Below are 26010 nucleotides of genomic sequence, written 5' to 3'. Positions count from 1 at the left end.
GAACACCTATTCGATGCGGGATGTCTTCTCCCGACCCGCTCAGGGAAAGGCGCCATGAGAGGCGTTTTCCGGCGCCGATCAGCCTCGCCTGCGGCATCATCTGCTGGCGCCGACCAGTCAACCTCCAACCTTGTTAGGAGTTGTTAGTAACATGGACCTGTGACGACGACCGCTGACTCGCACAATGGCAGACGCCTGACGGCGCGCGGTGCAAAGACGCGGGCAAGGATCGTCGCCGCAGCGGCCGACCTGATGTACATCAAGGGAGTCGGGGCTACCACGCTCGACGACGTGCTCGCGGCGAGTGGAGTGAGCAAGTCGCAGTTGTACCACCACTTCGATGGCAAGGACGCGCTCGTGCGGGCCGTCATCGACCACATAGGAGAACGCGTCATTGAGCGTGAACGCGATGCCCTCGGCCATGTCTCGACGATCCCAGGCCTGCGACGCTGGCGGGATGCGTTAGTACAGAACAATGCTTTACGGCATGGCGCATACGGCTGTGCGCTCGGCGGGCTGGCCACCGAGGTCTCCGATCACGACGATCTCGCACGCCAGGCCCTGTCTCAACTTTTCACCGAATGGCAAGGACTCCTGGCAGGCGTGTTGCGCAGGCTTCAAGACGGTGGTGTGCTCGCTCCCGAGGCGTCGATCGACCAGCTCGCGACCGGGCTCATGGGCGCCGTCCAGGGCGGGTACATGCTGGCCCAGACCGCGCGCGATGTCACGCCGATGGCAACATCAATCGACATGGCGCTTGCGCATATCGAGAGCCTGTCCGCTGGTTGAGTTCACCGCGGACCAATCCACAGGCAGCGGCCTGTGACCCTAGCCCGGGTCGAACCTTCGCGTCGATCCGCGCGGCGATCGACGGGCGCGGGCGGCATCCTGCTCAGGGTCGAGTGAGGTTTGGATGACGGTGAGGTTCGTCATGATTGCTCACCGTGCTGGTTGTTCCCGGTCGTGTCGGTGTGCGGGTTGCGTGCAGCGAGGACGGTGAACAGGGTGGCGATGAGGGCGAGTCCGCCGTACCCGAGGGCGATGCGCGGTAGCGAGAAGGCGTTGGAGAGTTGAGCGGAGATGAGGCTGGGAATGGTCGCGCCGCTGTAGCTGAGGAGATAGACCACGGCGAAGATTGGTGCCCGGTCGGCCAGGGCACTGCCATGCAGCAGGCCACGGGTGGCGGCGCTGATGGCGATGCCCTGAGCGGCTCCCGCAACGATGGTTGCGGCGATGAACAACGGCAGTGCACCGGTGGTGATCGCTGTGATCAGGCCGATCCATCCGGCCAGGAAGGCGATCATGCCGATGCGTTGAGCTGCGGCCGGTGAGAACCGGCCGCCAAGGGGAGCGCCCAGAGCGCTGGGGCCCATGTAAGCGGCGAACACCAGTCCGAGGACGAGCGAGCTGTTGGTGTGAAGTTGGTCTTTGACCAGTGCGGGCACAAAGGCCTGGTAGAAGGCGCCGGTCGCCCAGGTGGCCAAGAACACCGCCGCCGCGACGGGGAGCAGATGCCTGACTCGGACCGGTACGCGAACGCTGGGTCGCAGTGATCGCCAAGCGCCCGGCGTCGGAGTCACGGTCTCCGGGCTGATGGCGACGAGCGCGGCGGACAGCAGGAGCATGCCGACGACAACCAGGTAGATGAGGTCACGTGGCCACGGGCCGAACTGGACCAAGGCACCGGAGACGATGGCACCGACGGCGAGACCGAGCATGACTGTCTGGCTGGAGGCGACGGAGGCCAGCCAGGTCGGCCTGGCCGGCGCGGCGTCAACGATGTAGGCAGTGACGTTACTGCTGGCCAGCCCGGCACCGAGGCCCATCAGGACCCGGCCGGCCAGCAGGGTGCCGACGTCGTGCACGTTCAGCAGCACCAGACAGCCCAGCAGGAGCAAGCCGAGGCTGGCGACCGAAGTGGGCCGTCGGCCCACATGATTGGACAGCCGTCCCAGCACCAACAGTGTGCTGAGAGTAGCGGCGGAGTAAGCGACGACGGTCAGCGAGATGTCGGCGTTGGTGAACCCGTCCTCGGCCCGGTAAATGTTGAAAAGAGGAATCGTCGAGCCCACTGCGGCAAACACGGCCACCAGGGAGACCACCGCGGAAACGAACGTCAGGCGGAGCGTTCTGCCGCTGCGAGTCGTGTTGACCACTGGTGCCATGTTTTGCATCAAGTCGTGCCTTCCTATTGTTCTTAACCACCCCGGAGTTCTGCAGCGGTTAGCTGTGCGCGGGCATGATGGCCGAGGTCACGTCGACGTTCAGTCAAAGGACCTGAGGCACAACTGCGAGCATGTCGGTGGGCTGGTGGGTAATGAGCTTGTTGCGCACGTCGACGTAGCCGCGTGCCGTGGAGGTGTCGGTGGGCCAGGTCCCCACTGGGATTGCTCTTGGGTGTGGCGCCCTACCCGAGGGCCGGGGTATCTCGCGACCAGCAGCCTCGCGGGCGCGGGTTAGGCACCGAGAGCGATCGCGCAGGCCGAGACGCAGACCCAGGTGCCTTCACGCTTCTGATACACGTCGGTGTACAGAGCTTCCTGCTCCGCGTCATTGGCCAGCAGGGTGTACGTTGCGCGGCCGTGGATCAGAGCAACGTCGCCGAGGACTCAGATCTTGACTTCGCGCAGTGCGAGATCCTTGAAAGGTCGCGGCTTGGCGATGTATTCGAGGTACTCGTCGCGGTTGCGGGTGACACCCGGTGTCTGCACGATGAAATCGTCAGCGACGAAATCGCTGAAGCGCTTGGCATCGCTGGCCTGGTCCGCATTGTTGTAGTCAAGGTTGAGCTGCTCGAGGATCGCCAGATCTTCGGTGGACTGCTTGGTGTCATTCATTTTCTTGCTCCTTCTCTGTGTGGTTCGGCGTTCCCTGCAGGTGGGTTGTCGTTTCGGTGCCGTGTACGCGGTGCCGGCGTGCAAGGTTGTCCCGTCTGATTGATGTCAGATCCGTCGCACCGTCTTACCGACGTCGCAATCTCGCTCGCGCCTCGACGCCCTCCTGCCGTAACCCGCGCCGGTCAGCGGGGTACGACGTCGAGAGGCGGTGCAGCCAAGGATGGTGAGCCGACGAGGAAACACGCCCTCGATCAGAAGAATGACCCGTCGGCACCAGCCTTCCGGCCAAGCTGTGGTGAACATGTCGCACGCTTCGGATGCCGTGACAGGCAACCGCGTCTGAACGCCGGACGGTTACGCCAGGTCGCGCTGGAACGCGGTGAGCTCCTCGTCGTGGCCGACTTCCGCGGGTTCGTGCTTGGGGTAGGCGCCGGATCCGGGATGGACCTTGTCGATGAGGTCGGCGTACTCGGGGTTGCGGTCGATGAACTTACCCACGACCGGGCAGATGATGGTGATCTTCTTCCCGCTCTCGCGGATCTCTTCCAGCACGCGAGCCACGAGCTCCGTGGCCACCCGATTGTGGCGGTACGCGGGATCGACCCAGGTCGTCAGCAGCACAACACGGCCGCCCACGAACCGGTACGTGAGCTCGGCGATCGCGTCGGCGCCGAGGGCGGCGATCCATCGGCCGTGCTCGGTGTCGTTGATGACATCGAGCTCCCAGCTGGATTCCACTTCGCTGAGACCTGTCTGGTCCAGAGCAGCGATGAGCGCCGCGTTGTTCTCTTCGCGGGTGGCCGCCTCGGCCTCAAGATTGATCGTCATTGTTACGCTTTCTGTCGGGGAGCCAAAAGATGGGCTTTAGGCAACGGGCGTGGCCTCCGCGTCCTTATGGACGAACGCGGATGATCGTCTTCCCCTTGCGCCGCTCGGTCGGGTTGAGGGCGGCGACGGCATCGTCGAGGGTCGAGACGTTGCCGATGTTCGTCCGCAGTCGTCCGTCCCGCACCCGCTGGACGATCTCACTCAGTTGGGCACGATCGAACTCGACAACAAAGTCGACCACCAGGCCGTCGGTGGGCCGCGCCTCGGGCGGCCCGACGATGGACACCAGTGTTCCTCCGGCTCGAATCAGGCCTGCGGACCGCTTCCCGATGTCGCCGCCGATGACATCGAAAACCAGATCGACGTCGCCGACGTCTTCCAGCGCGTCGTTCTCAAGGTCGACGAACTCCCGCCCGCCGAAGTCGAGCACCGTCTGACGGTCGGCGGCGCGTCCGGTGCCGATGACGTAGGCGCCGGCCTCTCGTGCGAGTTGCGTCACCATCGACCCGACCGCGCCCACCGCGCCGTGCACGAGGACGCTCTGCCCCGCCTGAAGGCGGCCGTGCTCGAACAGTCCCTGCCACGCGGTCAGGCCCGAGATCGGCAGGCTCGCGCCCACCGTGAAGTCGACGTCGCCGGGCAGCGGCGCCAGGTTGCGTGCCTCGACGGCCGCGTACTCCGCCAGGGTGCCGTCGCGAGTCCAGTCCGTGAGGCCGAACACCCGCTGTCCCACAGACAGTCCCGTCGTGCCATAGCCGAGAGCGGTGACCACTCCGGCCAGCTCGTGCCCAGGGATCGACGGTGTTCGGTCACGGTCGAGGCGATCGGTCCAGGTCGAGGGCCACTCCATCTCAGTCGGGACGAATCCCGACGCATGAACCTGAACGACGACGTCGTTCAGCGCTGCCTGCGGCTCGGGCCGCCCCACCAGCGTCATCCCGGCCGTTCCCGCGGCCTGGTCCGTCACCACGATGGCTTTCATGGGAATTGTCTCCTCCGTCGTTCGTCATCCAATGCCCGGGGCCATAGGACGCAGCCGGTCGATCTGGACAGCGCCGGCTGCTGTGATCTTGGATCGGCCGTCGAGACCGCTACTACCTTCCTATCGAAAAAGGACGTAAAAGTCCAAATATGTTTCTGGAGACGCCAGAGGAAGACGGCGAGCGATCGTCCGCACCGACGAGCACAGGCCGACGGACGCCCACCCTGACCTGCCATGTCCGGAGACTGTCACAGTTCCCGGACTCTCAGCATCAAGCGCAGACGTTTGCCGAGCAATGCAACGACATCCTATTGTGGACGTAATAGTCCTGTTTCGTCACGGTCAACGGCTCGACCGACCTCATCGGGCCAACCACCCACCGCAACTCGAGAACGGGAGCACGCAGGAGCCATCGGCCGCAGAGCAGACTGCGGCGATGCTGGAACGCCCACAACAGACGGCACACTCACCGGATTGGACTTCTACCGGGATGGACATGGATTCCTCATCGTGGCTGACCGCGCTCCACCGCTCCGGAAACAAACGAGACACGGCGCCGGCCCGCCTGCACGAGACGTTGCTGAGGGTCGCGACCCGTGAGGCGCATCGGCGCGGGCCCGCCGCCCGCATCGGTGGGCCGGACCTCGATCGTGCCGCTGAGCCGGCTCCGGCCGCCGGCCGCCGCCCGTTTCCAGCCGTACCGCGAGTGCCCGCCGAACGACCGGTACGTCCTGCTGCAGGCCATTCGCCCGACTCCGGTGCCGGACGCGTGCGTCCGGGCGACCGCTGCGGCCGGGGACGGCAGCCGGTTGACGCAGCCCGAGCGAGCGCACATCCGCCCCGTATCGGGATCGTTCGTGCTCACTTCGAAGGCTCCAGGTGAACCGTTGTGATTCGGTAATTCATGGTTCCCCTGCGCGGGACGTCGAGAGCCACGCGGTGATCCTGAAAATAGCGCGCTCGTATTTTCTGCGGTCAGCCGGTGCGGCGGGAGCGGGCCAGCACCAGCCCGCCGAGGACCATGGCGATCAGCCCAACCACCAGGGCTATGTAGCCCCCGACGATTCCGTAGCCGGTGCCGGGACCACCGTCAGCGGCGGCCACAACCAGTCCGCCGACGACCGCGCCGGCCAGCCCCACCACCAGGGCTGTGATGGCGCCTCTTCTGCCGGTGCCGGTGCCGATACGACCGGCGGAGCGGGCCAGAGCCAGCCCACCGATGACCACGCCGACCAGCCCCAGCAGTGCGGCCACCAAGGACCACAGACGCCCGGCGGTCATGGCGTAGACACTGGCTGGGGGCGGCTGGACCAAGACGTGCGCGGCCGCCGGTGCGGCAAGCGCGAAACCTGCGATCAGGGCGGCTGAGGCCACGGCAAGCACAGATCGGACTGACATGGGAGTGCTCCTTTTCTCTTCCTGCGACGGGGACGTTGCCTGATAATGTCCGCCGGACCCGCCGCCGGTCGTCCAGCGCAGGCAGGCACTTCGCGCTGCCGCCGATGCCGCAGCCGGCTGCCGCGGGAGCCGCAGGAATCGCGAAGGTACCGCGTGTGCAGTAGCCGGCCGGTAATCCGTGCGCAGGATTCGCCCGCGTGAACATCCGGCTAGGGTGCGCGCATGAGCACAGGACGGTTCGGTGTTCGGGCCGGTGTAACAGACTGGGCGATCGCCCTCGGCGTGGCGGCGACGCTGCTGGTCACGGGGCTGTCCGGGCAGCACTCCGCCACCTACCTCGACCTGTTCGGCTATGCGCTGCTGGCGGCCGGCGGCCTGGTGCTGGTCGCGCGTCGCCGGGCTCCGGTTCCCGTGCTGGCCGTCACCGGGCTGTGCGCGGCGGGTTACCAGGCGGCCGGTTTCGACGTGCCTGCCGTCGCCTTCCTGTTCGCGGTGTACGCGGCCGTGCGGGCGGGACACCGCACCAGCACGGTGGCGGCGAGCGTGATCATGCTGGCAGCTCTCCCGCTCGCCGCCCTGGCCGCGGGTCTGCACGACACGGGTGAGGCGTTCGCGCAGGCCCGAGGCGCCCTTGAGCTGGCCTGGCTGATCGCGGCCGGCGCCGCGGGTGAAGCGCTGCGGCAGGCCGAACGGCGGGCCGACGAAGCCGAGCGCACCCGGGAGGAGACCGCGCGGCACCGCGCCGCCGAGGAGCGGCTGCACATCGCACGGGAGTTGCATGATTCGCTGACCCACCAGATCTCCGTCATCAAGGTGCAGGCCGAAGTCGCCGTCCACGTGGCCCGCAGGCGGGGTGAACCGGTGCCGCAGGCCCTGCTGGCGATCCAGGAGGCCGGACGTGAGGCGACCCGGGAGCTGCGCGCGACCCTGGAGGCGCTGCGCGACGACGACACGAGCCCGCCGCGGGGGCTCGACCATGTTGCGGAACTGGTGAAACGGGCTCGGACGACCGGCCTGGACGCGACGCTGACGATCGAGGGACAACGACATGACGTGCCGGCCGCGGTGGATCGGACCGTCTACCGGATCGTTCAGGAGTCGCTGACCAACATCGCCCGTCACGCCTCCGCCGCGACGGCGTCGGTCCGGATCGACTATCGTCCCGAGGTCCTCGCGATACGTATCGACGACGACGGCAGGGCCACACCGGACATTGCCACGGTGCCCGGCGTCGGGTTGCTCGGGATGCGCGAACGCGTCACCGCCCTCGGCGGTCGGCTGCGCGCGGAACCACGCGAGGAGGGTGGCTTCACCGTCCACGCTGAACTCCCTGTGGAGCGAACGTCATGATCCGTGTCCTGCTGGTCGACGACCAGCCGCTCCTGCGCAGCGGATTTCGCGCGCTCCTGGACCTGGAAGACGACATCGAGGTGGTGGCCGAGGCCGCCGATGGGAAAGAGGGATTGGCGCTGGCCAGGGAACATTTACCCGACGTCGCGCTCATCGACATCCAGATGCCGGTCATGGACGGCATCGAGGCGACTCGGCACATCGCCGCGGACCCGGCTCTGGCCGGAGTGCACGTCGTCATCCTGACCAACTACGGCCTTGACGAACACGTCTTCAACGCGCTGCGCGCCGGCGCAGCCGGATTCCTGGTCAAAGACATCGTGCCGGATGACTTCCTGCACGCCGTACGCGTCGCCGCGCGCGGTGACGCGCTGCTCGCCCCGTCGATCACCCGCAAGCTGATCGACCGGTACGTCACCCAGCCGGTACACATCGGCGCCGGGGTGGGGCTGAAAGAGCTGACCAACCGTGAGCGCGAGGCTGTCGCCCTGGTCGCTCAGGGCCTGTCCAACGACCAGATCGCCGACCGCATGGTGATCAGCTCACTGACCGCGAAAACCCATGTCAATCGGGCCATGGCCAAGCTCCATGCCCGTGACCGCGCTCAGCTTGTGGTCCTCGCCTACGAATCCGGCCTGGTAGCCCCGCGCAACTCCTGACATCCACGGTCCGGGTGTGAGTGAGCCCCTGGGGTTGTCGGAATCCTGGGGTATCTGGCCTGTGCGGCTGCGGCAGGTCACCTGATTCGGCCCTCCGCTCGTCGGGTAGCCGGAGCGTATCGCTGCGCCACGGCTACCCGACGATTACTGGGCCGTGAGGTGGCGGCGGATGGCGTGGGCGGCGCGCTCGGCGTCGGCGGGGTCGCTGTGCTGGGGGGCGGCCAGGAAGTCGGTTCCGCGTAGGGGGTGGGAGGCTGGGCGTGGATACAGCCAGGCGTGGAAGTGCTGGACGCGGTCGCGGGTGGAGACCAGGTGGACGCGTTCGGCGTCGGTGGCCTGCCGTAGCGCGGCATCCAGCCGGGTGAGCAGGGGTCCGAAGGAGGCCGCCTCCGGCGGTGTCATCTCGGCGAAGTCGATGAAGTGCCGCCGTGAGGTGATTTTCAGGGCGCCGGGCATGGTGGTCTCGGCCGGGCCCTGCGCGACGAGCCAGTGCTCGTCACGGTGGATCCATCCGTCGATCGGTTCTTGATCGCCGCCCTCTGGCGGGCAGTAGGGGCAGTCGCTGTTAGCTGTCATGGAGGGTCCTTGTCGGTGGGTGTTCGGCGGGGGCGGTGCGAGGCTCAGGTGGCGATCGGGGCGCCGATCAGCGCGGCCGCGGCGCCGAGCGCGCCGGCGCCGATCAGCGCGGTGACCACGCCGCGACGCAATGCCAGCAGCCATAGGGCGGACGCGGCCAGGATCCCGGCCTGCCACAGGTGGCTCAGGGCCAGCGCGAGCGGGAGCGTGGAGCCGGCGATCGCGCCGATCGCCGCGGCGCCGGCGCCGGTGAGGAAGGCCTGGATGCGGGGGGCCTCTCGGAGCCGGTCGAAGTGGCGGCCGCCGATCAGTACGAAGGCGAACGACGGGGTAAAGGCGAGCGCAGCGGCCAGCAGGCCGCCGCCGAGTCCGGCCGCGGCGTAGCCGACGACCGCGACGGTCTGTACCACCGGACCTGGGGTGATCTGCCCGAGCGCCACGGCGTCCAGGAACTGGGCGTTGCTCATCCAGTGGTAGGTGTGCACGGCGTCGTGCTGCATCAGCGGGATGATCACAAATCCGCCGCCGTAGGACAGGGCGCCGACCTTGGCCGCCACCCAGGCCACCGCGAGCAGTCCACCGGTCGCCGCGGCCGGAGCGGCCAGTGCCGGCAGCGCCGGTAGCAGGGACAGCAGTGGCAGGGACGACATCGCCGACAGGTGCGGTGAGGCGGTGGTGGGCCGGGTGCGGGCGGCGATCTCGATGAAGCCGCAGCCGATGAGGACGAGTACCAGCCAGGGGCCGGTCAGCGCGGCGGCGAGCCCGCCCGCCAGCAGGTAGGCGAGCCAGCGCAACCGCGCTCCGCGTCCGGCGCCGGCCCGTTTCCAGCTGGCCGGGATCAGGCCGGCCGCTGCGTGGGCTGCCACCGCGGGTACGGCGGCGCCCGCTCCGGCGGCGGCGCCGGCCGCCCACAGCGGCGGGCGGCCGGACAGGAATAGGGCGGCCAGGGCGAGAATGACGATCAAGCCGGGCACGATGAAGCACAGTCCGCCGATCAGCGCGCCGGGCGCGCCGCGTAGCCGCCAGGCGCACCAGATGGCCAGCTGGGTGGAGGCCGGCCCCGGCAGCAGGTTCGTCGCGGCGATGCCGTCTTCGAAGTCGGCAGCCGACAGCCACCGCCGCTGCTGCACGCACAACCGGCGCAGCAGCGCGATGTGGGTGGGCGGGCCGCCGAACCCGATGCACCCGATGCGGCCCCACTGCTGCGCGATGACGGCCAGGCTCACCCGCTCGGAGGCGATCGGTGCGGTGGCGGAGTCGGCGGCGGGCTTGGTGGTGAGCTCGCCCTGGCCGACGACCGTGGCGCGGGTGGGGTCGGCTCGATCGTGGTGTCCGCCGGATCGTCCGGCCACATCGGCGCGACGCCGAAGCCAGCGGCCAAGGCGCTGCGCAACCGGCACGGATGGCTTCAGCATCCGGCGGGCAGGACGATCGCCGGGCCGAAGATGAGGCCGCTGCCGCCCACGCCGGGCTGGACGGTGATTTGACCGCAGCAGACCTGCAGGTGCCGCTTGGAAATCGGGTCCATCACGCATGAATCCTTATCTGTGACAGGCGAAGGTGGCACGGCCGGTGCCAGCGACCTGCTGATGAGCTGGCCCATGGGCGCACAGCGTGGCGGCGATCGCCACGTGGAGATCGCCGCATGAAGGGCGCGATAGGGGTCACCGCGGGCGGGGGCGGCCGGTGGCGGGCTCGGGTCGCGCGTCGGGGACGCCCGCTAGGGCGGCCAGCCGGTCGACGCGCTCGGTGAGCTGGGCCAGGACGTCTTCGAAGATCTCGTCGGTGTCGACGGGGCCGGGGTCGGGGACCGACCAGTGCACGTGCTGGGAGGCGGGGCCGAGTTTCTCATAGGCGGTGTCGCAGACCGCGACGACCAGGTCGCCGGGGCTGAGCACGTCGCGGATGTGGGCGGTGCCCCGAGGGTCCAGGCTCAGCCCGTGACGGCCGGCGATGCGGATCGCCCGCGGATTGAGGCGGGGGCCGGGATGGGTTCCCGCGGAGGTGACCGGGATCTGGCTGCGTGCCGCCCACAGCGCGGCGGCCAGCGGAGAGCGGGCGGCGTTGCGGGTGCACACGAACAACACCCGGGGCGCCGTGACGGTTCTGGCGATCCTCAAGGCGTCCAGGGCCGCGGGAATCAGCCGCACGTAAGCGCGGCGGCGATCGGCGTGCGAGCGACTGCGGGCGATGAGACCCACGTTCTGCAACGCCCGCAGATGGTGGGCCAGCAGATTGGACGGCAGGTCGAGGAAGCCGCCCAGCTCTCCGGGCGACAGATCGCCGATCAGCAGGGCGTCGACGATCGCCAGCCGGGCGGGATCGGCCAGCGCGTGATGCAGGGCGACCCGCCTCAACCGTTCATTCGTCTCAACATCCATTGAGTCAATGGTGGCTGACATATTCTCATGCGTCAACGCCCCGGCACGGCGACCCCGCCGATGCCGAACACGCCGCCCCGGCTCGGCCTGCTGATGGTCTACCTGGCGACTGGATGTCTCGGGGCCTTGCTATCGGGGCTGGGGTAGTAGCCCGTCGAGGATGATCCGGGCGAGGTGTGCGGAGCGTTCGCGGCTGGCGTCCGCGTCGGCGTGGCGGATCGCGGCGAAGGCGCCGGCGACGATTGCCATCACCTCGTCGACGGTGACGTCGTGGCGTACGACGCCGGCGCGATGGGCGCGATCGAGCAGGCGTGCGACCTGGTGCGTGAGGTCTGCTGCGGCGTCCGGAGCGGCGTCGCGCAGGTCGAACTCCGCAGCCGTGAGTGCGCTCTTCACCGCTGCGTTCTCCGCGCCCGAGGCCATCATCCGAGACAGCAACGTGAACAGGGCGGCCGGATCGTCGGTGCCGGCGAGCGCCTCTCCCTCCGTTACCAGCTGTCTGATCTGGTCGATCGAGACGGCGAGGTACAGCGCTTCCTTGGTGGGGAAGTGCCGGTGGACGGTGCCGGGACCAACACCCGCGCGGCGGGCGATCTCGTCGAGCGAGATACCGAGGCCTTGTGAGGCGAACAGGTGCTGCGCGGTCCGCAGGACCTGCTCACGATTGCGGCGCGCGTCGGCCCGTAGCTCCCGGTCGTTTCCGGGAGCCGTCGGTGGCTCGGCTGAAGGGTGTTTAGGCGTTCGGCTGGACATCTCACCCCTAGCTTAACCGGGGCGACGCCCCGTATGCTGCTTCATATAAGCGGGGCGACGCCCCGCTTATATGAGCGCGTCGTCTCACCATGACCAGGCCCGACCGAATACGAGGAGGTCACTCCGATGACCACACGCGAGGAAGCCAGCGCCTTGGTACTGCGAATGCAGGAATGCTTCAACACCCGGCAGTTCGACCAGGCCGCCGACCTGTTCACCCCCGACTTCCTCAACCACCCGCTCGGTGCCACCGGGTTCGAAGCGGGCAAGGAGGCCTGGCGCCAGGTCGTCGCCCAGTTCCCGGCCATGCGCGTTCTCGCCGACGACATCCTGATCGACGGCGACAAGGTCGCCGTACGCTCGTCCGTCGAGGGGATGGCAGCCCAGGGCAGCGACATCCGGCCCATGCTCATCGAGATCTTCCGCATCGACAACGGCCGGCTCGCGGAGACCTGGGGCATCACCGAGGGCCCGGACCCACGTCGCTGAGTCCCCGCTGCCTCACAAGGTCGCCGGCAGATCAGCCCACCGCGCCGGTTTCCCCAGGACGATTCCGCGGTGACCACACCGAGGACCTCCGCGCCGTAACAAGCGCAAATGTCGACTCCCGTCACCTCATGCCCGGCTGCGGTGAGTGAACGCGCGACGGGGATACCGCAGCCGCAGCCGAGATCGAGAACGGATGCCCGGGTGGGCAGGCAGGATTGGAGAGCCTCAAGCCAGGGGGCATACTCGCCTGCCGCCGGCGTCGTCACTGCGATAGCCGTACGACAGTGCGTTGTAGCCGCGTCGGACGAGATCATTTTCCTCGCTCATGCAGGCCAGGCTATGGATCGATGTGATTGACCGGCGAGCGGATTGAGCAATCGTCAATACCCGTGGATCAAATGAGCCTGGTCATTGGCCTCGCTGAGCGAATCCGAGGAGCACGACGTTCAGTGGTGCGGGCGCAGCCCGTCGAAAAGGATGGCCAGCGTTCGGGCGCGTAACTCATGGCTCCACTGGTTGCGTTCCGCGGCCATGCAGGTGGCCGCCAGCAGGGCCAGTAGCTCTGGCATGTGCAGGTCCTGTCGGACCGCGCCAACCTTTTGGGCACGGACCAGTAGCTTATTGACGGCGTTTCTCATGTCTCGACTGATGTCTGCCATGCCGGCTTTGGGGTCGATGTCGGCCTCGGCCAGCACGTCGGCCAAGGTCTTCTTTTGTGTCGCGTTCACCACGATGCGGGTGAAGTACTCGAAGAACGCTGCCCCCGGATCATCTGCGGCCGACAACGCCTCTGCCTCGGCGATGAGCCGCTGCGTGCGGTCGATGATTACGGCCTGGTAGAGGGCCTCCTGGGTGGGGAAATGTCGGTAGATCGTGCCCAGTCCCACTCCGGCGTGTTGGGCGATGGTCCGCATCGACGCGGATAGGCCGTCACGGGCCAGGATGACCTCGGCCGCCTCCAGAACCCGCGCCCGGTTGCGTTGCGCGTCGGCGCGCAACGGTCTGGCTTCGCCGAGCATCGTCCTCCTCCTCACACATTGACAACCGGAACAGAGGTTCCGTATGTTCCTTGAACCGGAACGCTTGTTCCGATCCTAGCCGGTCGATCCGGCCACCCCACCAACGAAGGACACCACGATGCAGTACACCACGCTCGGCCGCTCGGGCCTCACAGTCTCCCGAGCATGCCTGGGGACCATGAACTTCGGCACTTCCGGCGGTGCGGCCAGCTGCGACGAAACCGAGGCGACCCGTATCGTCGACGCCTTCCTGAACGTCGGCGGCAACATCATCGACACCGCCGACGGCTACACCGGCGGCCAGTCCGAACAGATCGTCGGCCGGGCCATCAAGGGCAAACGCGACTCGGTCGTGCTGGCCACCAAGGCGTTCCTCCCACAGGGACCAGGCCCCAACGACAGAGGACTATCGAGGGCCCACCTGACCAGGGCGCTGGAAGCCAGCCTGCGCCGGCTCGGCACCGACTACATCGACCTCTACCAGTGCCACCAATGGGACGACTCCACCCCCATCGACGAGACCATGGCGACCCTGGACGGCTTCGTGCGCTCCGGCAAGGTCCGTTACCTCGGCTGCTCGAACTTCACCGCAACCCAGATCGTGGAGTCTCAATGGGCGGCGCAGCGCACCAACGCCACACCATTCATCAGCCTCCAGCCGCAATACTCGTTGCTGGCCCGCAGCATCGAAGCGGAGATCCTGCCGACCTGCCGGCGGCACGGCCTGGGCACGCTGGTCTGGTCTCCGCTTGGTGGCGGAGTGTTGACCGGCCGCTACCGCCGAGGCGCCGCCCCCGAGGCCGACACCCGAATGGGTCGGCTGAAGGCTTCTTCGCTGCCCATGGCCCGCGCCTGGGCCGACGGCCTGCTCAACGAACCGAACCTCGACATCGCCGACCACGTCGTCAAGACCGCCACCGAACTCGACACCACCCCAACGGCCGTGGCCCTGGCGTGGGTGTCGCAGAGGCCGGGCGTCACCTCCGTCGTCATCGGACCCCGCACCCTCGACCAACTCCACGGCAACCTCACCGGACTCGCCGTCGACCTGCCACCCGAAGCCACCAACCACCTCGACGAAATCTCCCGGTCCTCCAGCGTCACAGTCGTCAACGGCATGAACACCCAATGGCCCATTCGGCGAGGTCCAGGTAGAAGGCGCGGACGATGGCCAGGTGGTTGAGGCCGCGGTCCGCCCGCGGCCTCTCGACCTCGATGACCTCGCCGGTGGGCGTCGTGCTGCGGGTCTTCTTCATCGTGATCCGCTGTTTCCAGGCGGCCGCGACGTCGGGTGCCAGCCGCAGCGAGTCGATGCCTGGATGGTGGGTCTCCAGGTCTTTCCAGAACAGCTTGCCCAAGCGAGAGCCCGCATGGAGGCGCAGCCGAGCGAGAGCCGACGCTCGCGCAGGTAGTCGACCAGGAGGTCCCGCATCGGCCGACAGGCGATGTGGTATTGGTCGATCATCTGCTCGATGCTGCTCTGCCCCTTGGCCCTGCCGGCGAAGAAGCGGACGGTGGGCGGGGCAGCTTCGGGGAAGATGCCCAGGGTGTGCAGCAGCGCTCGACCATCCGCTCCTGCTCCGAGGCGGTACGCGCGTTCTGCCACTTCGTCACCGATCCCCTCTACGAGTGGGCCGCGACGTGTTGTGAAGAGCGGTTCGGAACCCACCGGCGACCCCACCAGTACCGAAGCCGTTCTGGGCGGCCTGACGCGTGAGCGGCCCCCGTCCTTGGACGGAGGCCGTTCACCGGCTGACGAACTCGCCTCTCGGGGCGGCCGTCACCCCTGCCCGGCGGCGGGCGTTACTCGCCGCCGGCTTCCACGATCATGAACTTGGCCGTGCCCACCGACATGTTCCCGGCCTTGTCGGTGGCCCGGTACGACAGGGTGTGCGCGCCGGGCTGGTTGACCGACAGCGGCTTCGTGTACGCCGCGAACGGCTGGCCGTCGAGCGAGTACTCCACGGTGTCCAGCCCGGAGCCGACGTCGCTCGCCGTCAGCTTCACCGTCGCCGAGCCGACGTAGTTCCAGGCCCAGTCCTGGGTGCCGGTGATCGCGGCCGACACCTGCGGCAGCGTGGTGTCGTCCTCCGGAGCCACCACGGTGAACCTCAGCGTCGCCACCGGCGAGGTGTTCCCGGCCTTGTCGGTGGCCCGGTACGACAGGGTGTGCGCGCCCGCCTTGTTGACCGACACGGGGGACGGGTACTCGGTGTAGGGCCCGCCGTCGAGCGAGTACTCCGCCGTGGCGACCCCCGACTCGGTGTCGTTCACCGAGATCATCACGGTCGCCGAGCCGACGTAGTTGCCCGCCGAGTCCTGCTCGCCCGACAGCTGCGCCGAGACCTGCGGGGGGGTGGTGTCCTCCTCCTGCGAGGCCGCCACCGTGAACTCCACCGAGCCCACGGGCGAGGTGTTGCCCGCCTTGTCGGTGGCCCGGTACGACAGGGTGTGCGCGCCGGGCTGGTTGACCGACAGCGGCTGCGTGTACGCCGCGAACGGCTGGCCGTCGAGCGAGTACTCCACGGTGTCGACCCCGGAGCCGGTGTCGCTCGCCGTGACCGTCACCGTCGCCGCGCCCACGTAGTCGCCGTCCGCGTCCTGGTCACCGGTTACCTCCCCGGTGACCTGGGGCGGAGTGGTGTCCTCCCCCTGCGGAGCCACCACCGTGAACGCCACCGAGCCCACCGGCGAGGTGTTGCCCGCCTTGTCGGTGGCCCGGAAGGTCACCGTGTGCGCCCCCACCTGGTTGACCGAGACCGGGGCCGAGTAGGCCGCGAACTCCCCGCCGTCGAGCGCGTACTCCACGGTGTCCACCCCGGACTCGGTGTCGCTCGCCGAGACCGTGACCGTCGCCGCGCCCACGTAGTCGCCGGCCGCGTTCTGGTCGCCCGCCACCTGCGCGGAGACCTGCGGTGCGGTCGTGTCCTCGCCCCCGCCTTCGGTGACGACGAGTTCGCCGATCATCTGGCCGTGACCGGGGATCACGCACTGGTAGCGGTACTTGCCGGGGGTGAGGTTCACCTGGGCGACGTGCCGGCCGCCGTCGGCGTCGAAGGGGCTGGCGATGATGTTGAGGCTGACGTCGTGGTTGTAGCCGGGGGTGGAGGTGTCGAACGTCAGCGTGTGCGTCATGCCGGTGGTGTTGCCGGTGGCCGCGCTGTTCTCGAAGACGATGGTGGCGGGACCCGCCGTCGCCGATTCCGGCGTCGACTTGTACGCGGTCATGCTGTTGTCGGCGTTCCAGGTGAGCACCTGGTCCGCCGCCTGCGCGGCGGTGAGCTGCGTACGGGGCTGTGCGGCGGCCTGGACCGACGACAGGAAGAGGGCGGGAAGCGCCACGGCGAGCAGCACCATGGCGAGGCGCGGCGCCGTCACCGCTCCGGACGCCCGCCGTAAGGCTTTGATCACGAGGGAGGGGAGAGATTCGACATGCATGTGTCGATGAACCTTTCCGAGCTGGGGTGGAGTGCCGGGCACGGGGAACGCTCCCCCGGCCCGGCACCCGGCCGGTGTACCGTCCTAGAGTTCGCGCACGCGGATGTTGCGGAAGTCGGTCACGTCGTTGTTGCTGTGGTTCTGCAGCCCGATGAACCCGCTGATGAACTGGCGCAGGTCCGTGGGCGGGTCACCGGCGCGGGACGACGCCTTGCCCGGCGTGTTGTCGAACTCGCTGATCACCGTGCCGTTGCGGATGATCGTGTAGTGCTGGCCGACCACCCGGACCTCGTAGTCGTTCCACTGGCCCTTCGGGGTCACCCCGGCCCGGTTCAGGCCGTTGGGCGAGAAGTTGTAGACGGAGCCCGTCTTCTGCGGCTCGCCCGTGTCGCCGTCGTAGATCTGGATCTCGTGGCCACAGAAGATCGCGACCCAAGCGGGTGACGTGCGCGCCGCGCCGACCGTGCCGCAGCTTCCGGCGGGACGCTGCTCCAGCGGGGTCCTCGGGTCCGGGAACCGGACGAAGACGCCGGTGTTGGCGCGATACGGGTCGGGCGCGCTGTCACGGAACTGCAGCCGGACCGAGAAGTCCGCGTACGCCTTGTCGGAGTACCACAGCATGCCCAGACCGCCCGAGCTGCGGATCGTGCCGTCCGCCTGGAGGGTGAACCGCCCGGACGGGGCCTGGCTCCAGCCCAGCAGCGACGACGCCGTGCCGTCGAAGATGGGCTGGTACCCGTTCACCCTCCCGACCTCCGACTTGGCACCGGCGGTGCGCAGCGCCTCCGCCTCCTGGGCGGTGATGACACCGTCCTTGAGGAGCTGCTTCACGACGGTGTCGAGGTACTGGACAAACTGGTTGCGGTTCTTCCAGTCGCGCTCGTCGTCGATCAGGTCGTTGATCGTGCAGCCGCCGCCGGCCGCCTTGTTGCGCACGCCGGTGAGGGCGTCGAGCAGCTGCACCGTCGGCCGGGCGTCGGGCGCGGCGCAGCCGACCGTGACAGCGATCTTCCCGGTGGCCTGCTCGCCGTCGGCGTAGGTGACCTTCAGCGTCGCCTCGTAGGTGCCGAAGCCGGCGTAGGTGTGCGTCGGGGCGGCCTCGTTCGACGGCGCGCTGCCGTCGCCGAAGTTCCACTCCCACGCCACGCCTCCGGCCTTGGCGCTGGAGAACGTCATCGTCTTGGGCTCGGCGTTCTGCCGGGCGGGACGCGCCACGGCGGCGTCCGGGTTCGGCGTCGCCGGGCCGCCCTTGTAGGTGACGCGGACCAGTTTCTGGTTCGCGTGCAGGCTGAAGAAGCCGCTGCCGTAGTCGAGCATGTAGAGCGCGCCGTCGGGGCCGAACTTCGCGTCCATCCACGACTGGAGCTGGTTGGCGCCGTTGCCGCCCGGGATGATGTTCCGCAGGTCCTCGGCGAACGCCGGTCGGCCCGCGTCCCGGGCGGTCTCCGGGTTCACGGTCACGGCGATGCGGTTGTTGCCGTTGGACTGGTCACCGATGAGCCACTTGTCGTCCCAGTACTCCGGCCACGCGACCCCGCTGTCGGTGTCGGTCTGGGAGCGGTGGTAGGTCGGGCCCGACATGACCGCCTGGCCGCCGCCCTTGAGGTAGGGCATGGTGAGGGTCTCCTCGCCCTGCTTGTACGTGGGGAGACCGCTGCCGTCCTGCCGCTTCGGGTAGACCGGGCCGCCGCCCTGCGGCGAGTACCAGATCATGTTGTCGCGCGCCGGCGGGATGTCGACGAGGCCGGTGTTGCGCGGCGAGGTGTTCTTCAGGTTGTCGCAGTCGTACCACTCGGCGGGCTGGGTGGCGTTGCCGTTGCTGCGGTCGCGGTAGGGCTGCTTGTTGCCCATGCAGTACGGCCAGCCCTGGTTGCCGGCGGAGGTGAGAACCGTCACGGTCTCGTACTTCGCCGGTCCCCACGTCTCGCTCGGGCCGCCGGCGTCCGGACCGACCCAGCCGGCCGTGATCCAGTCGTTCTCCTTGTCCCACTGCAGCCGCGCGATGTTGCGGACGCCCATCACCCAGATCTCCGCGCGGGTCTTGCCTCCGCCCTCTTCCTCACCGGTGAACAGGTTGTCCTCGGGGATCGTGTAGGTGCCGTCGGGCTCCGGGTGGATGCGGAGGATCTTGCCGTTGAGGTCGTTGGTGTTGCCGGCGGTACGGCGGGCGTCCTGGAACGAGGTGCCCTTGTAGTCCTGGGTCCAGTTGTTCCCGGAGTAACCGCCGGATCCGCCGGAGGAGTTGCTGTCACCGGTGCCGACGTAGAGGTTGCCGTCCTCGTCGAAGGTCATGCCTCCGCCCGCGTGGCAGCAGCTGTGGATCTGGGTGTCCCACTGCAGGAGGTCCTTGCGGCTGCTCTGGTCGATCGTCTGGGTCCGTGAGTCGTAGTCGAACCGGGAGACCGTCCGCTTGCCGATGCGCCTGTCCCGGTCGATCGACGCGTGCGGCATCCAGTACGCGTAGATCCAGCCGTTCTCCGCGAAGTCCGGGTCGAGGGTGATGCCGACCAGGCCCTCCTCGTTCTTGACCAGCTCGTCGCCGCTGCCGCGGTTGCCCATGACGGGCAGCGTGGTCAGCAGCTTGACCTGCTTGGTCCTCGGGTCCCACTGGTGGATGGTGCCGCAGCCGAGGCCCACCTTCGGGTCGGTCCAGGCGGGGATCGGGCCGGTGGCACATGCCGCCTTGCCGATGTAGAACACCTTGCCGTTCGGCGCGATGGTCAGGCCGTGCGGCTCGCCGATCTGGTCGAGCTGGCCCTGCGCGTTCGGCGCGGTCAGCCGTTCCGTGGTGTAGTTGGCCGCGATGGTCGCCTGGCAGTCGCCCCGGACGATGCCGGTCGCCCACCGGATGGCGCCGGCGAGGTGCGTGCGGAACTGCTTGTCGCTGGTGTAGCTCGCCGCGGTGCCGCCCATGCCGGTGTAGAAGGACCGGCCGCCGTCGTAGTCACGACACCAGGAGACCGGATGGAACGGGCCGTTGCCGTTCATGCTCGGGTTGTAGGTCCACTCCTCGACCTGCGCGATCGTGTGGACCTTGCCCACCGGATTGGGGTTCCAGCTCAGCCACTTGTCGGTCCGCGACAGGGTGAGCGGAAGTCCCTCGTTCGCCGGATGCCGGCGGTCGAGGATGTCCACGACGGCCTTCTGCTCCTTCGCCGCGGGGGGAGGCGCGGAGTCGGGCCCGAACAGCCGCAGCTCGGCGAGCTGGGTCAGGGGCTCACCGCCGTTCGCGGTGACGTTGAGCCGGTAGTACTGGTACGCCGTGGTGTTCTCGAACTTGTATTCCTTGCTCTGGGACCGCTGGGGGAAGGTCTCCCCGCTGCGCTTGTCGAGATCCGTCCAGGTCGTCCCGTTCTGCGAGCCCTGGAGGGTCCAGTCCTTCGGGTCCCGGCCGGCGGAGTCGTTGGCCGACGTCAGCGCGTAGTGCGCCACCGCGACGGGCTTCTCCAGCTTGCCCTGCACCCACCCGGTCCGCGTCCGGGCCAGCCACTTGGTGTCGTTGTCCCCGTCGAAAACCTTGTCCTTGGTCTCGTTCGGCGGGTTCTCCGCGCTCGCCGCGGCCTCCGTCACCTTCTCCGCGATGGGGAGGGCGCCGACAGGACGGGTGCCGATCAGTTCGGTGAACCAGGCCGAGTCCACCTGCGCGCGGGCGGCGTCGCGGATGCCGACGAACCCGCCGCCGCCCCTGATGTACGCCTGGAAGGCGGCGAGCTGCGATTCGTCCAGGTTCACGCCGGCGGCGGACAGGAACACCACGCCGCGGAACCGCGCCAGGTTGTCGGCGGTGAAGACCGCCGGATCCTGGGCCTCCTCGACGGAGAACCCGTTCTTCTTGCTCAGTTCCCTGATCGCCGTCGCGGCCGCCCGCACCGGGTCGTCCTGCTGCGCGGCCTGACCGCTGAAGACCAGCACGTTGACGGCGGGCTTCTTGGCGGCCGGGGCGGGGGCCTGTGCCTGTAGCCGGGCCTGTGCCTGGGCCGGCACGGCGGTCGGGGTCGCCAGTCCGAGCACCAGGACGGCACTCGACATTGTGATCAGTACGCGTCGCCAGGCGGGTGGTCGGGGCGGGAGATAGCCTTTTCGACCCATCATTGCTCCTTGGGATCGAGGGTGGTTCGGGACCATTTGCGGACGAGTTCGGGGGTCGGCCGCGGTCCGGGGTGTCGACGTCTGCGTAGGGCCGTGCTCGTACGGCATGAGGCGACCGGATCCGGTCTCGGGGGCGCCCGGGGCCGGGCCGGCCGTGCGCGGCCGTCAGTGGCCCGCGTGGTCACCACCCTCGTGATCACCGCCCGAGTGACCGCCGCCCTGTTGACCCGGCACGTTCCCGTCCGCGTCCGTCACCGTGAAGATGCCGGCCATCCCCATGTCGGAGTGGCTCTGGACGTGGCAGTGGTACATCCACGCCCCCGGGCCGACGCGCTCGCCCGCGATCAGCTGGAAGCCGAACGACTCGGCAGGTCCGGTGATCTTGGTGTCGATGATCCGGCTCGGGTCCTCGAGGCTCTCCAGCATGCCGGTGCGGTTGTCGGCCCAGCGGTGCCCGTGGATGTGGAACGTGTGGTAGAACTCGCCGTGGGTGATCACGATCCACTCCACCCGCTCGCCGACCTTGGCGACGAACTCCGGCGCGTGGTGCGCGGGGTGATTGTTGATCATCATGTCGTTGAAGACGACGGTGAACGTCTTGTCCGGCCTGACGTCCTTCTTCCGCCGGACCACCAGCGGGCCGTACAGCCCCTGCCGGATGCCGCCCGTGCCGTGATCGGTCCCCACCACGTGGTCGTGGTAGTGCCAGTAGCCCGCGCTGCCGGGCTCGATGCCGGCGCCGTTCCCGCGCCTGCCCTGCGCGTGGGTGCGCCAGATGTAGGTGCGCCGGCCCCCTGGCTCGACCACGCTGTCGTTCAGTCTCGTACCGTCGCTGGCCACGTCGTAGTCCACCCCGTGGACGTGCAGGCTCGCCGTCACGCCCAGGTTGTTGACCATCTCGATCTCAAGCGTGTCGCCCTCGACCATCTCGATGAGCGGCCCGGGAATCGTGGCCTTGCCGGGCTCCAGGCCGTAGCCCAGCTGGCCGTCCTCCAGCCGCTCGGCGTACAGGGTGATGCGGCGGATCGCGCCCATGGTCGTACCGGCCTGGGCCGACGCCGCGGTCTGACTCGCTGTGACCAATGGCGCTAATGCGGCAGCCGCCGCGGACGCGGTGAAGGCACGCCGGGAGAGCAGGCCTTTCGCCATGCCTCTGCCTACCTCGGTCATGGTTCCCCAATCGGTGACGCTTGCGTGAGGGTGACTTGCGGGTGCTCGGGACACTGCTTTCGCGCGCGACGTTGGTCTAGGCCTGGACCGGTCGCGCTGTGATCGGTGGTGCGGTGGGGGGTAGTGGGATCAACATTCGATGGAAGTACGCGTCATTTTCGGCGAAATGTCAAGAAGTATCGCTGGAAGAGTCAGAACTTCTGCTCATATCTGGTCAAAGGTGGATGCGGCTGTTACGGTGATCCCAAGATCGAACTTCCCCGCATCCCCCACGTCCGCGCCTACCGCCCCACAACCCCCGTCGCCCCTCCCGGTGATCCACATGATGAATCCGCTCATGTCCGCACCGACTCGGCCACCCGCCGCCGTCCTGCCGCCGCCCCTCGGCGGCCCCCTTGCCGACGGTCCGTCACTGCCCGTGCCGGCCATCGGCTCGTCCCCCGCCGCACCCCGCCACCTGGCGCGATTACCGACTGCGACCCATGCGCCCTGGACTTTGGGCGGATAGCGCGGGAACGCCGAGGACTCGCGGGGGCCGAACACGGCACCCAGCCGCTCCGATCCCGTTGTGCAGCGATTCAAGGCTTATGTCGAATCTCATGCAAAAGGTGCCGAGGGTCGTGTCGGAAGTGGCCATCGTGCTCCCGCTTGGAGCGGGCGAACTCGGCGTTTGTCGCCTTCATCTCCGCAACCAGGTCCTTCAGCGTCTTCCCTCCGCCGGCCGCCGGGAAGACCACGGAGCGGACCGAGCCGTCGGGGGCGCCGAGCGAGGCGGCGGCGATCTTTCCGAGGAGTCCGGACTTACCGCGGACCTTGGTGAACTCGGCGACAAACGTCTTGGTCACCTTCTTCTCCGCCCGCGCGCTGATACGGTGCACGGTGGAGTTCAGCAGCTCCACGAGGGTGTCGGTGATCTCCCGCTGACGCTGGAACAGCAGCGCGGCGAGCGGGCGGCGGACCCGGTGGTGACGCCCGGACGAAGGCCGTAACTCTCCCCGTCCGGACGCCTGGAGCGTATGGCCCCGTCAGGGCCTGGCGGTGACCTGCTCCGGTGACCAGCCGTCGTTCTCGGTGGCGTCGATCACCGGCCCGGTCTGCACCGGGGGGCCGGCTCGATCGCCGCCTCGTGGCGAGCCACGAACGCTGCTTCGTCGCCGTTCTCGGTGCTGGGAAGTTCGTCGATGCCGGGGATCACTGCGGACAGCGGTTCGGACACCGTGTCGGCGTACATGGCCGGCTCCCCGCCTCCATGGGTGAGCACGTATCGCCCTCCGTCGTCGCCGCCAGGGCGGGCCGGGCCGTCCGCGGACAGCCGACCTCGGCGGGAGAGCGCTGAGTTCGGGACGATTACCGCTCCCGGACGGCGTAGGTCAAATGCGCCACCTTCGGGGAGGGCTCCGCGCGGACCTGCTCCAGGGCCACGCGGCCGGCGTCCACGCCCTCGAACAGGCGGATTCCGGAGCCGAACAGCACGGGTGAGAGCGCGATCGAGAACTCGTCGATCAGGCCGGCGTTCACGTGCTCCAGGATCGTCGCGCCGCCGCCCGCGATGCGGACGTCGCGATCACCGGCGGCCTCGCGGGCCTGGTCGAGGGCGGACTCGATGCCGTCGTTGACGAAGTGGAAGGTGGTCCCGCCCGGCCGCTCCCAGGGGTCACGCTTCTCGTGCGTCACGACGAAGACCGGCGTGTGGAACGGCGCCTCCTCCGGCCACATCTGCTCGCCGGCGTCGAACATGCGCTTGCCCATCACGCTCGCGCCGGTGCGCTCGAACGTCTCCCGCGCGATGTCGTTGTCGCGCCCTTCCTTGCCGCCCTTGCCGAGCTTCAGGTTCTCCCGGAAGAACCGCTGCGGGAAGATCCACTGCTGCAGTTCCATCCACTGCCGCCCCATCAAATCCTCGGAGAACTCGGGCGCGATGAACCCGTCCAGCGACATCGACACGCTGAAGAACACCTTTCCGGCCATCAGTCCTCAGCCCCCTTCCGGACGATCTCGGTGACGTAGGCAGCCAGGTTGCCCAGGGTCTGCCGGCCGCCCTCGATCGCGTGGTACTTCTCGACCGCCTCGTCGTGCAGCTCCTTGGTGGGGAACACCGTGCGCATCTCGATCCGGGTCGCCGCGCCGTCGGGCGCGAACGTGAGGACCGACTCGAAGGCGTTCGGGTCGCCGCGGGACTCACCGTGCAGCAGCGCGATCCGCTCCGGCGGAGTGAGCTCGGTCCAGGTGATCCACTCTTGGTAGTCCGTCCCGTCCGGTCCGTGCATCACGAAGTCCCACTGTCCGCCGACGCGGAACTCGAACGCCCGCGTGGTGGTGGTGAACCCCTCCGGTCCCCACCATCGCGACAGGTGCCGGACGTCGGTGAACGCCTCGAACACCAGCTCCCGTGGGGCGTCGATGATCCGGGAGATGACGATCTCGCGGTCGGCTGTCGCCGACCGCTCCGGCGTTCCTTGTTCTGTCGTGCTCATCGGTTACTCCGCTTTCCTTGTCTGCTTCAGGTCCTGCACGTAGGCGTCCAGTCGGTCGAAGCTCTCGTTCCAGAACTGCTCGAAACCGCCGGTCCACTCGTGGACGGGCCGCAGCCCGCTGGCGTCAAGGCCGTACAGGCGCTGCTTGCCCGCCTTGCGGTCGCACACCAGCCCGACCTCCCGGAGCACCCGCAGGTGTTTGGACGCCCCCGGCTGGGTCATCCCCAACTCCTGGGCCACCTCGGTCACCGACCGCTCACCCGCCCGCAGCAGTACCAGGATCTCCCGGCGCTGCGGCTCGGCGATCGCGTTGAAGACGTCCGACGTCGTCGCTGCTCGTGCCATGGGGCAATCATATGCCGATATCGGTATATGTAAAGCCGAAAGGGATCAGGCGGGCCCTGTCAGCGTGGCCACCGGCCCCCATCCCGGGGGCAAGCCGATAGATCGCCAGGCCATCGGCAAACCGATTCGCCGGATCGCCAAAACCACGGCCATCCCCTCCTGGAAACGGCTCACCCCGCACTCGCTGCGGCGCCCCTCCGTCACCCTGTCCCTGGACGCCGGCACCGCGCTGCGCGATGTGCAGGACACCGCCGGAGCTCCGTCGACGGTATTGCCCAGACCGCGGCCATCGCCTGGGCCGGGTCTTCGGCTGCTGCCGGTGCCGGCGACTAGCCTTGATCGTTTTGTGATGTGTGGTGCCGGTCGGCCCGGGCAGAGGGCGGCCAGCCAAGCGAACAGAGAGTGTGGGACATGACAGTCACCGGCATCATCACCGCCATCGTCATCGGAGCCATCATCGGAGCCCTGGGCCGGCTGGTCGTGCCAGGCCGCCAGGGCATCCCGATCTGGCTGACCATCGTGATCGGCATCGTCGCCGCCCTCATCGGCACCGCCATCGCCAGCGCCTTCGGCGTCGCCAGCACCGGCGGAATCGACTGGATCGAACTCCTCCTGCAGGTCATCGTCGCCGCCGTCGGCGTGATCGCGGCGGTGAGCCTGTACGGCAGGCGCGGCGTCCGATAAGAGTGATCACCAGCTTGCCGGCATCTGCGCGATGACCATGCGGTACCCGTGACGGCCTCGCCCTGACAGACAGGGCGAGGCCTGCGGCTTTTCACGGCCGAAGGCGCATCGGCTGATCGTGCCCCAGGCCTGGCGCGCCGGTGATCCGGCTGGTGCGCAGCCCGGTTGCCTCCTCACCCCGGGCGACCGGCCGTTTCCGGTCTCCGTCCAGGGAGCGCGAACGGATCCCGGAAATGAGCGCGCCAACCAGCGCCTCCCCCTCGGCGCCGACCTCACGGTGACCGTGCAGCGGTGGCCGCCGTCCGCGCTCCGGCCCGCCACATTTGTTTACCGCGAGCGCGACGGGTAGGGCGATGGGTGCCCAACCATCGCCGAAGAAAAGAGTCTGGCCATGACCGAAAACGTGTGGGACTACCGTTCCGAGGCCCGTAGCGGCGACCAGGCACTGGATCTGGTCGGGTTCGACGTTGAGGCCACCGACGGCAAGATCGGCTCGGTGGACGAGGAGAGCAACGCCGTGGGCGACAGCTACGTCGTC

Annotated in this window: 27 protein-coding genes; 7 read left to right on the top strand and 20 right to left on the bottom strand. The window is 68.3% G+C overall.

All coding sequences use genetic code 11. The features are described from left to right. Positions 1–159 precede the first annotated feature (159 nt). Positions 160–789, top strand: a complete 630-nt coding sequence (locus CHC08_RS25485; protein WP_089209900.1) for a TetR/AcrR family transcriptional regulator — start codon at positions 160–162, stop codon at positions 787–789. 140 nt (positions 790–929) lie between these two features. On the opposite strand, the gene CHC08_RS25480 is transcribed toward CHC08_RS25485, so the two are convergent. The 4 genes from CHC08_RS25480 to CHC08_RS25465 all read right to left on the bottom strand — a co-directional run bounded on the left by CHC08_RS25480 (position 930) and on the right by CHC08_RS25465 (position 4647). After that, positions 930–2156, bottom strand: a complete 1227-nt coding sequence (locus CHC08_RS25480; RefSeq protein WP_218825467.1) for an MFS transporter — start codon at positions 2154–2156, stop codon at positions 930–932. 453 nt (positions 2157–2609) lie between these two features. Continuing rightward, a complete protein-coding gene (locus CHC08_RS50805; RefSeq protein WP_218825466.1) occupies positions 2610–2837 on the bottom strand; it encodes a nuclear transport factor 2 family protein in 228 nt (75 codons plus the stop codon). A gap of 354 nt (positions 2838–3191) precedes the next feature. Further along, positions 3192–3665 (bottom strand): GNAT family N-acetyltransferase, encoded by a 474-nt coding sequence (locus tag CHC08_RS25470; protein ID WP_089209898.1) that lies wholly within the window; start codon positions 3663–3665, stop codon positions 3192–3194. A gap of 64 nt (positions 3666–3729) precedes the next feature. Further along, on the bottom strand, positions 3730–4647 hold the full coding sequence (locus tag CHC08_RS25465) for an NADP-dependent oxidoreductase (RefSeq protein WP_089209897.1): 918 nt from the start codon (positions 4645–4647) through the stop codon (positions 3730–3732). Positions 4648–5243: 596 nt separating this feature from the next. On the opposite strand from CHC08_RS25465, the gene CHC08_RS48510 reads away from it, so the two are divergent. After that, entirely contained in the window at positions 5244–5540 is a 297-nt protein-coding gene (locus tag CHC08_RS48510) for a hypothetical protein (protein WP_143653341.1), read from the top strand. An 82-nt stretch (positions 5541–5622) separates the two neighbouring features. On the opposite strand, the gene CHC08_RS25460 is transcribed toward CHC08_RS48510, so the two are convergent. Beyond that, complete coding sequence (locus CHC08_RS25460; RefSeq protein ID WP_089209896.1) at positions 5623–6045, bottom strand: DUF6223 family protein; 423 nt, start codon at positions 6043–6045, stop codon at positions 5623–5625. A gap of 222 nt (positions 6046–6267) precedes the next feature. Here CHC08_RS25460 and CHC08_RS25455 point away from each other — a divergent pair, with 222 nt between their 5' ends. Then, positions 6268–7395 (top strand): sensor histidine kinase, encoded by a 1128-nt coding sequence (locus CHC08_RS25455; RefSeq protein ID WP_089209895.1) that lies wholly within the window; start codon positions 6268–6270, stop codon positions 7393–7395. Beyond that, complete coding sequence (locus tag CHC08_RS25450; RefSeq protein WP_089209894.1) at positions 7392–8054, top strand: response regulator; 663 nt, start codon at positions 7392–7394, stop codon at positions 8052–8054. Before CHC08_RS25455 ends, CHC08_RS25450 begins: the two co-directional genes overlap by 4 nt. A gap of 144 nt (positions 8055–8198) precedes the next feature. Here CHC08_RS25450 and CHC08_RS25445 read toward each other — a convergent pair whose 3' ends face one another. The 5 genes from CHC08_RS25445 to CHC08_RS25430 all read right to left on the bottom strand — a co-directional run bounded on the left by CHC08_RS25445 (position 8199) and on the right by CHC08_RS25430 (position 11764). Then, entirely contained in the window at positions 8199–8630 is a 432-nt protein-coding gene (locus tag CHC08_RS25445; protein WP_089209893.1) for an HIT family protein, read from the bottom strand. Between the two features lie 44 nt (positions 8631–8674). Further along, on the bottom strand, positions 8675–10030 hold the full coding sequence (gene chrA / locus CHC08_RS25440; protein ID WP_218825465.1) for a chromate efflux transporter: 1356 nt from the start codon (positions 10028–10030) through the stop codon (positions 8675–8677). An 8-nt stretch (positions 10031–10038) separates the two neighbouring features. Next, complete coding sequence (locus CHC08_RS52495; RefSeq protein ID WP_275937208.1) at positions 10039–10161, bottom strand: hypothetical protein; 123 nt, start codon at positions 10159–10161, stop codon at positions 10039–10041. A gap of 133 nt (positions 10162–10294) precedes the next feature. Then, positions 10295–11011 (bottom strand): arsenate reductase/protein-tyrosine-phosphatase family protein, encoded by a 717-nt coding sequence (locus tag CHC08_RS25435; RefSeq protein ID WP_089209891.1) that lies wholly within the window; start codon positions 11009–11011, stop codon positions 10295–10297. 129 nt (positions 11012–11140) lie between these two features. Then, entirely contained in the window at positions 11141–11764 is a 624-nt protein-coding gene (locus tag CHC08_RS25430) for a TetR/AcrR family transcriptional regulator (RefSeq protein WP_089209890.1), read from the bottom strand. Between the two features lie 126 nt (positions 11765–11890). Between CHC08_RS25430 and CHC08_RS25425 the strand changes: the two genes are divergently transcribed. Continuing rightward, on the top strand, positions 11891–12253 hold the full coding sequence (locus tag CHC08_RS25425; protein WP_089209889.1) for an ester cyclase: 363 nt from the start codon (positions 11891–11893) through the stop codon (positions 12251–12253). A gap of 446 nt (positions 12254–12699) precedes the next feature. On the opposite strand, the gene CHC08_RS25420 is transcribed toward CHC08_RS25425, so the two are convergent. Beyond that, on the bottom strand, positions 12700–13272 hold the full coding sequence (locus tag CHC08_RS25420) for a TetR/AcrR family transcriptional regulator (protein ID WP_089209965.1): 573 nt from the start codon (positions 13270–13272) through the stop codon (positions 12700–12702). Between the two features lie 118 nt (positions 13273–13390). Here CHC08_RS25420 and CHC08_RS25415 point away from each other — a divergent pair, with 118 nt between their 5' ends. Next, complete coding sequence (locus tag CHC08_RS25415) at positions 13391–14455, top strand: aldo/keto reductase (RefSeq protein WP_089209888.1); 1065 nt, start codon at positions 13391–13393, stop codon at positions 14453–14455. Here CHC08_RS25415 and CHC08_RS25410 read toward each other — a convergent pair. The 9 genes from CHC08_RS25410 to CHC08_RS25370 form a co-directional block, all read right to left on the bottom strand. Then, complete coding sequence (locus CHC08_RS25410) at positions 14382–14630, bottom strand: hypothetical protein (protein ID WP_089209887.1); 249 nt, start codon at positions 14628–14630, stop codon at positions 14382–14384. The genes CHC08_RS25415 and CHC08_RS25410 overlap by 74 nt on opposite strands. Positions 14631–15075: 445 nt before the next feature. Beyond that, positions 15076–16710, bottom strand: coding sequence for an OmpL47-type beta-barrel domain-containing protein (locus tag CHC08_RS25400; protein WP_218825464.1), 1635 nt, complete (start codon positions 16708–16710; stop codon positions 15076–15078). An 84-nt stretch (positions 16711–16794) separates the two neighbouring features. Beyond that, the gene (locus CHC08_RS25395; protein ID WP_218825463.1) at positions 16795–20739 is read right to left on the bottom strand and encodes a ThuA domain-containing protein; all 3945 of its coding nucleotides are present in this window, start codon (positions 20737–20739) and stop codon (positions 16795–16797) included. Between the two features lie 225 nt (positions 20740–20964). Then, the gene (locus tag CHC08_RS25390; protein ID WP_218825462.1) at positions 20965–21882 is read right to left on the bottom strand and encodes a multicopper oxidase domain-containing protein; all 918 of its coding nucleotides are present in this window, start codon (positions 21880–21882) and stop codon (positions 20965–20967) included. 665 nt (positions 21883–22547) lie between these two features. Beyond that, positions 22548–22868: a hypothetical protein gene (locus CHC08_RS25385; RefSeq protein ID WP_089209883.1), complete on the bottom strand. Its 321-nt coding sequence runs from the start codon at positions 22866–22868 to the stop codon at positions 22548–22550. Positions 22869–23050: 182 nt separating this feature from the next. After that, positions 23051–23230: a hypothetical protein gene (locus CHC08_RS48505; protein ID WP_143653339.1), complete on the bottom strand. Its 180-nt coding sequence runs from the start codon at positions 23228–23230 to the stop codon at positions 23051–23053. Positions 23231–23316: 86 nt separating this feature from the next. Then, complete coding sequence (locus tag CHC08_RS25380; RefSeq protein ID WP_089209882.1) at positions 23317–23937, bottom strand: dihydrofolate reductase family protein; 621 nt, start codon at positions 23935–23937, stop codon at positions 23317–23319. Further along, the gene (locus CHC08_RS25375; RefSeq protein ID WP_089209881.1) at positions 23937–24443 is read right to left on the bottom strand and encodes an SRPBCC family protein; all 507 of its coding nucleotides are present in this window, start codon (positions 24441–24443) and stop codon (positions 23937–23939) included. Before CHC08_RS25375 ends, CHC08_RS25380 begins: the two co-directional genes overlap by 1 nt. 3 nt (positions 24444–24446) lie before the next feature. Further along, positions 24447–24788 carry an ArsR/SmtB family transcription factor gene (locus tag CHC08_RS25370; RefSeq protein ID WP_089209880.1) on the bottom strand — a complete coding sequence of 114 codons (342 nt, stop codon included), beginning with the start codon at positions 24786–24788 and terminating at the stop codon, positions 24447–24449. 411 nt (positions 24789–25199) lie between these two features. Here CHC08_RS25370 and CHC08_RS25360 point away from each other — a divergent pair, with 411 nt between their 5' ends. Then, entirely contained in the window at positions 25200–25472 is a 273-nt protein-coding gene (locus CHC08_RS25360; RefSeq protein WP_089209963.1) for a GlsB/YeaQ/YmgE family stress response membrane protein, read from the top strand. Positions 25473–26010 lie beyond the last annotated feature (538 nt).

Source organism: Streptosporangium subroseum (assembly GCF_900188345.1).
GTDB lineage: Bacteria > Actinomycetota > Actinomycetes > Streptosporangiales > Streptosporangiaceae > Streptosporangium > Streptosporangium subroseum.
Note: the sequence above shows the minus strand (reverse complement) of the source record. Positions and strands in the feature narration are given on the sequence as shown.

Coding starts and splice junctions, on each gene's coding strand:
- CHC08_RS25455 (WP_089209895.1), top strand. CDS start 6,268: ATGAGCACAGGACGGTTCGGTGTTCGGGCCGGTGTAACAGACTGGGCG.
- CHC08_RS25360 (WP_089209963.1), top strand. CDS start 25,200: ATGACAGTCACCGGCATCATCACCGCCATCGTCATCGGAGCCATCATC.
- CHC08_RS25430 (WP_089209890.1), bottom strand. CDS start 11,764: ATGTCCAGCCGAACGCCTAAACACCCTTCAGCCGAGCCACCGACGGCT.
- CHC08_RS25460 (WP_089209896.1), bottom strand. CDS start 6,045: ATGTCAGTCCGATCTGTGCTTGCCGTGGCCTCAGCCGCCCTGATCGCA.
- CHC08_RS25470 (WP_089209898.1), bottom strand. CDS start 3,665: ATGACGATCAATCTTGAGGCCGAGGCGGCCACCCGCGAAGAGAACAAC.
- CHC08_RS25465 (WP_089209897.1), bottom strand. CDS start 4,647: ATGAAAGCCATCGTGGTGACGGACCAGGCCGCGGGAACGGCCGGGATG.
- CHC08_RS25400 (WP_218825464.1), bottom strand. CDS start 16,710: ATGCATGTCGAATCTCTCCCCTCCCTCGTGATCAAAGCCTTACGGCGG.
- CHC08_RS25370 (WP_089209880.1), bottom strand. CDS start 24,788: ATGGCACGAGCAGCGACGACGTCGGACGTCTTCAACGCGATCGCCGAG.
- CHC08_RS25450 (WP_089209894.1), top strand. CDS start 7,392: ATGATCCGTGTCCTGCTGGTCGACGACCAGCCGCTCCTGCGCAGCGGA.
- CHC08_RS50805 (WP_218825466.1), bottom strand. CDS start 2,837: ATGAATGACACCAAGCAGTCCACCGAAGATCTGGCGATCCTCGAGCAG.
- CHC08_RS25425 (WP_089209889.1), top strand. CDS start 11,891: ATGACCACACGCGAGGAAGCCAGCGCCTTGGTACTGCGAATGCAGGAA.
- CHC08_RS25445 (WP_089209893.1), bottom strand. CDS start 8,630: ATGACAGCTAACAGCGACTGCCCCTACTGCCCGCCAGAGGGCGGCGAT.
- CHC08_RS25435 (WP_089209891.1), bottom strand. CDS start 11,011: ATGGATGTTGAGACGAATGAACGGTTGAGGCGGGTCGCCCTGCATCAC.
- CHC08_RS25380 (WP_089209882.1), bottom strand. CDS start 23,937: ATGGCCGGAAAGGTGTTCTTCAGCGTGTCGATGTCGCTGGACGGGTTC.
- CHC08_RS25375 (WP_089209881.1), bottom strand. CDS start 24,443: ATGAGCACGACAGAACAAGGAACGCCGGAGCGGTCGGCGACAGCCGAC.
- CHC08_RS25395 (WP_218825463.1), bottom strand. CDS start 20,739: ATGTCGAGTGCCGTCCTGGTGCTCGGACTGGCGACCCCGACCGCCGTG.
- CHC08_RS25420 (WP_089209965.1), bottom strand. CDS start 13,272: ATGCTCGGCGAAGCCAGACCGTTGCGCGCCGACGCGCAACGCAACCGG.
- CHC08_RS25415 (WP_089209888.1), top strand. CDS start 13,391: ATGCAGTACACCACGCTCGGCCGCTCGGGCCTCACAGTCTCCCGAGCA.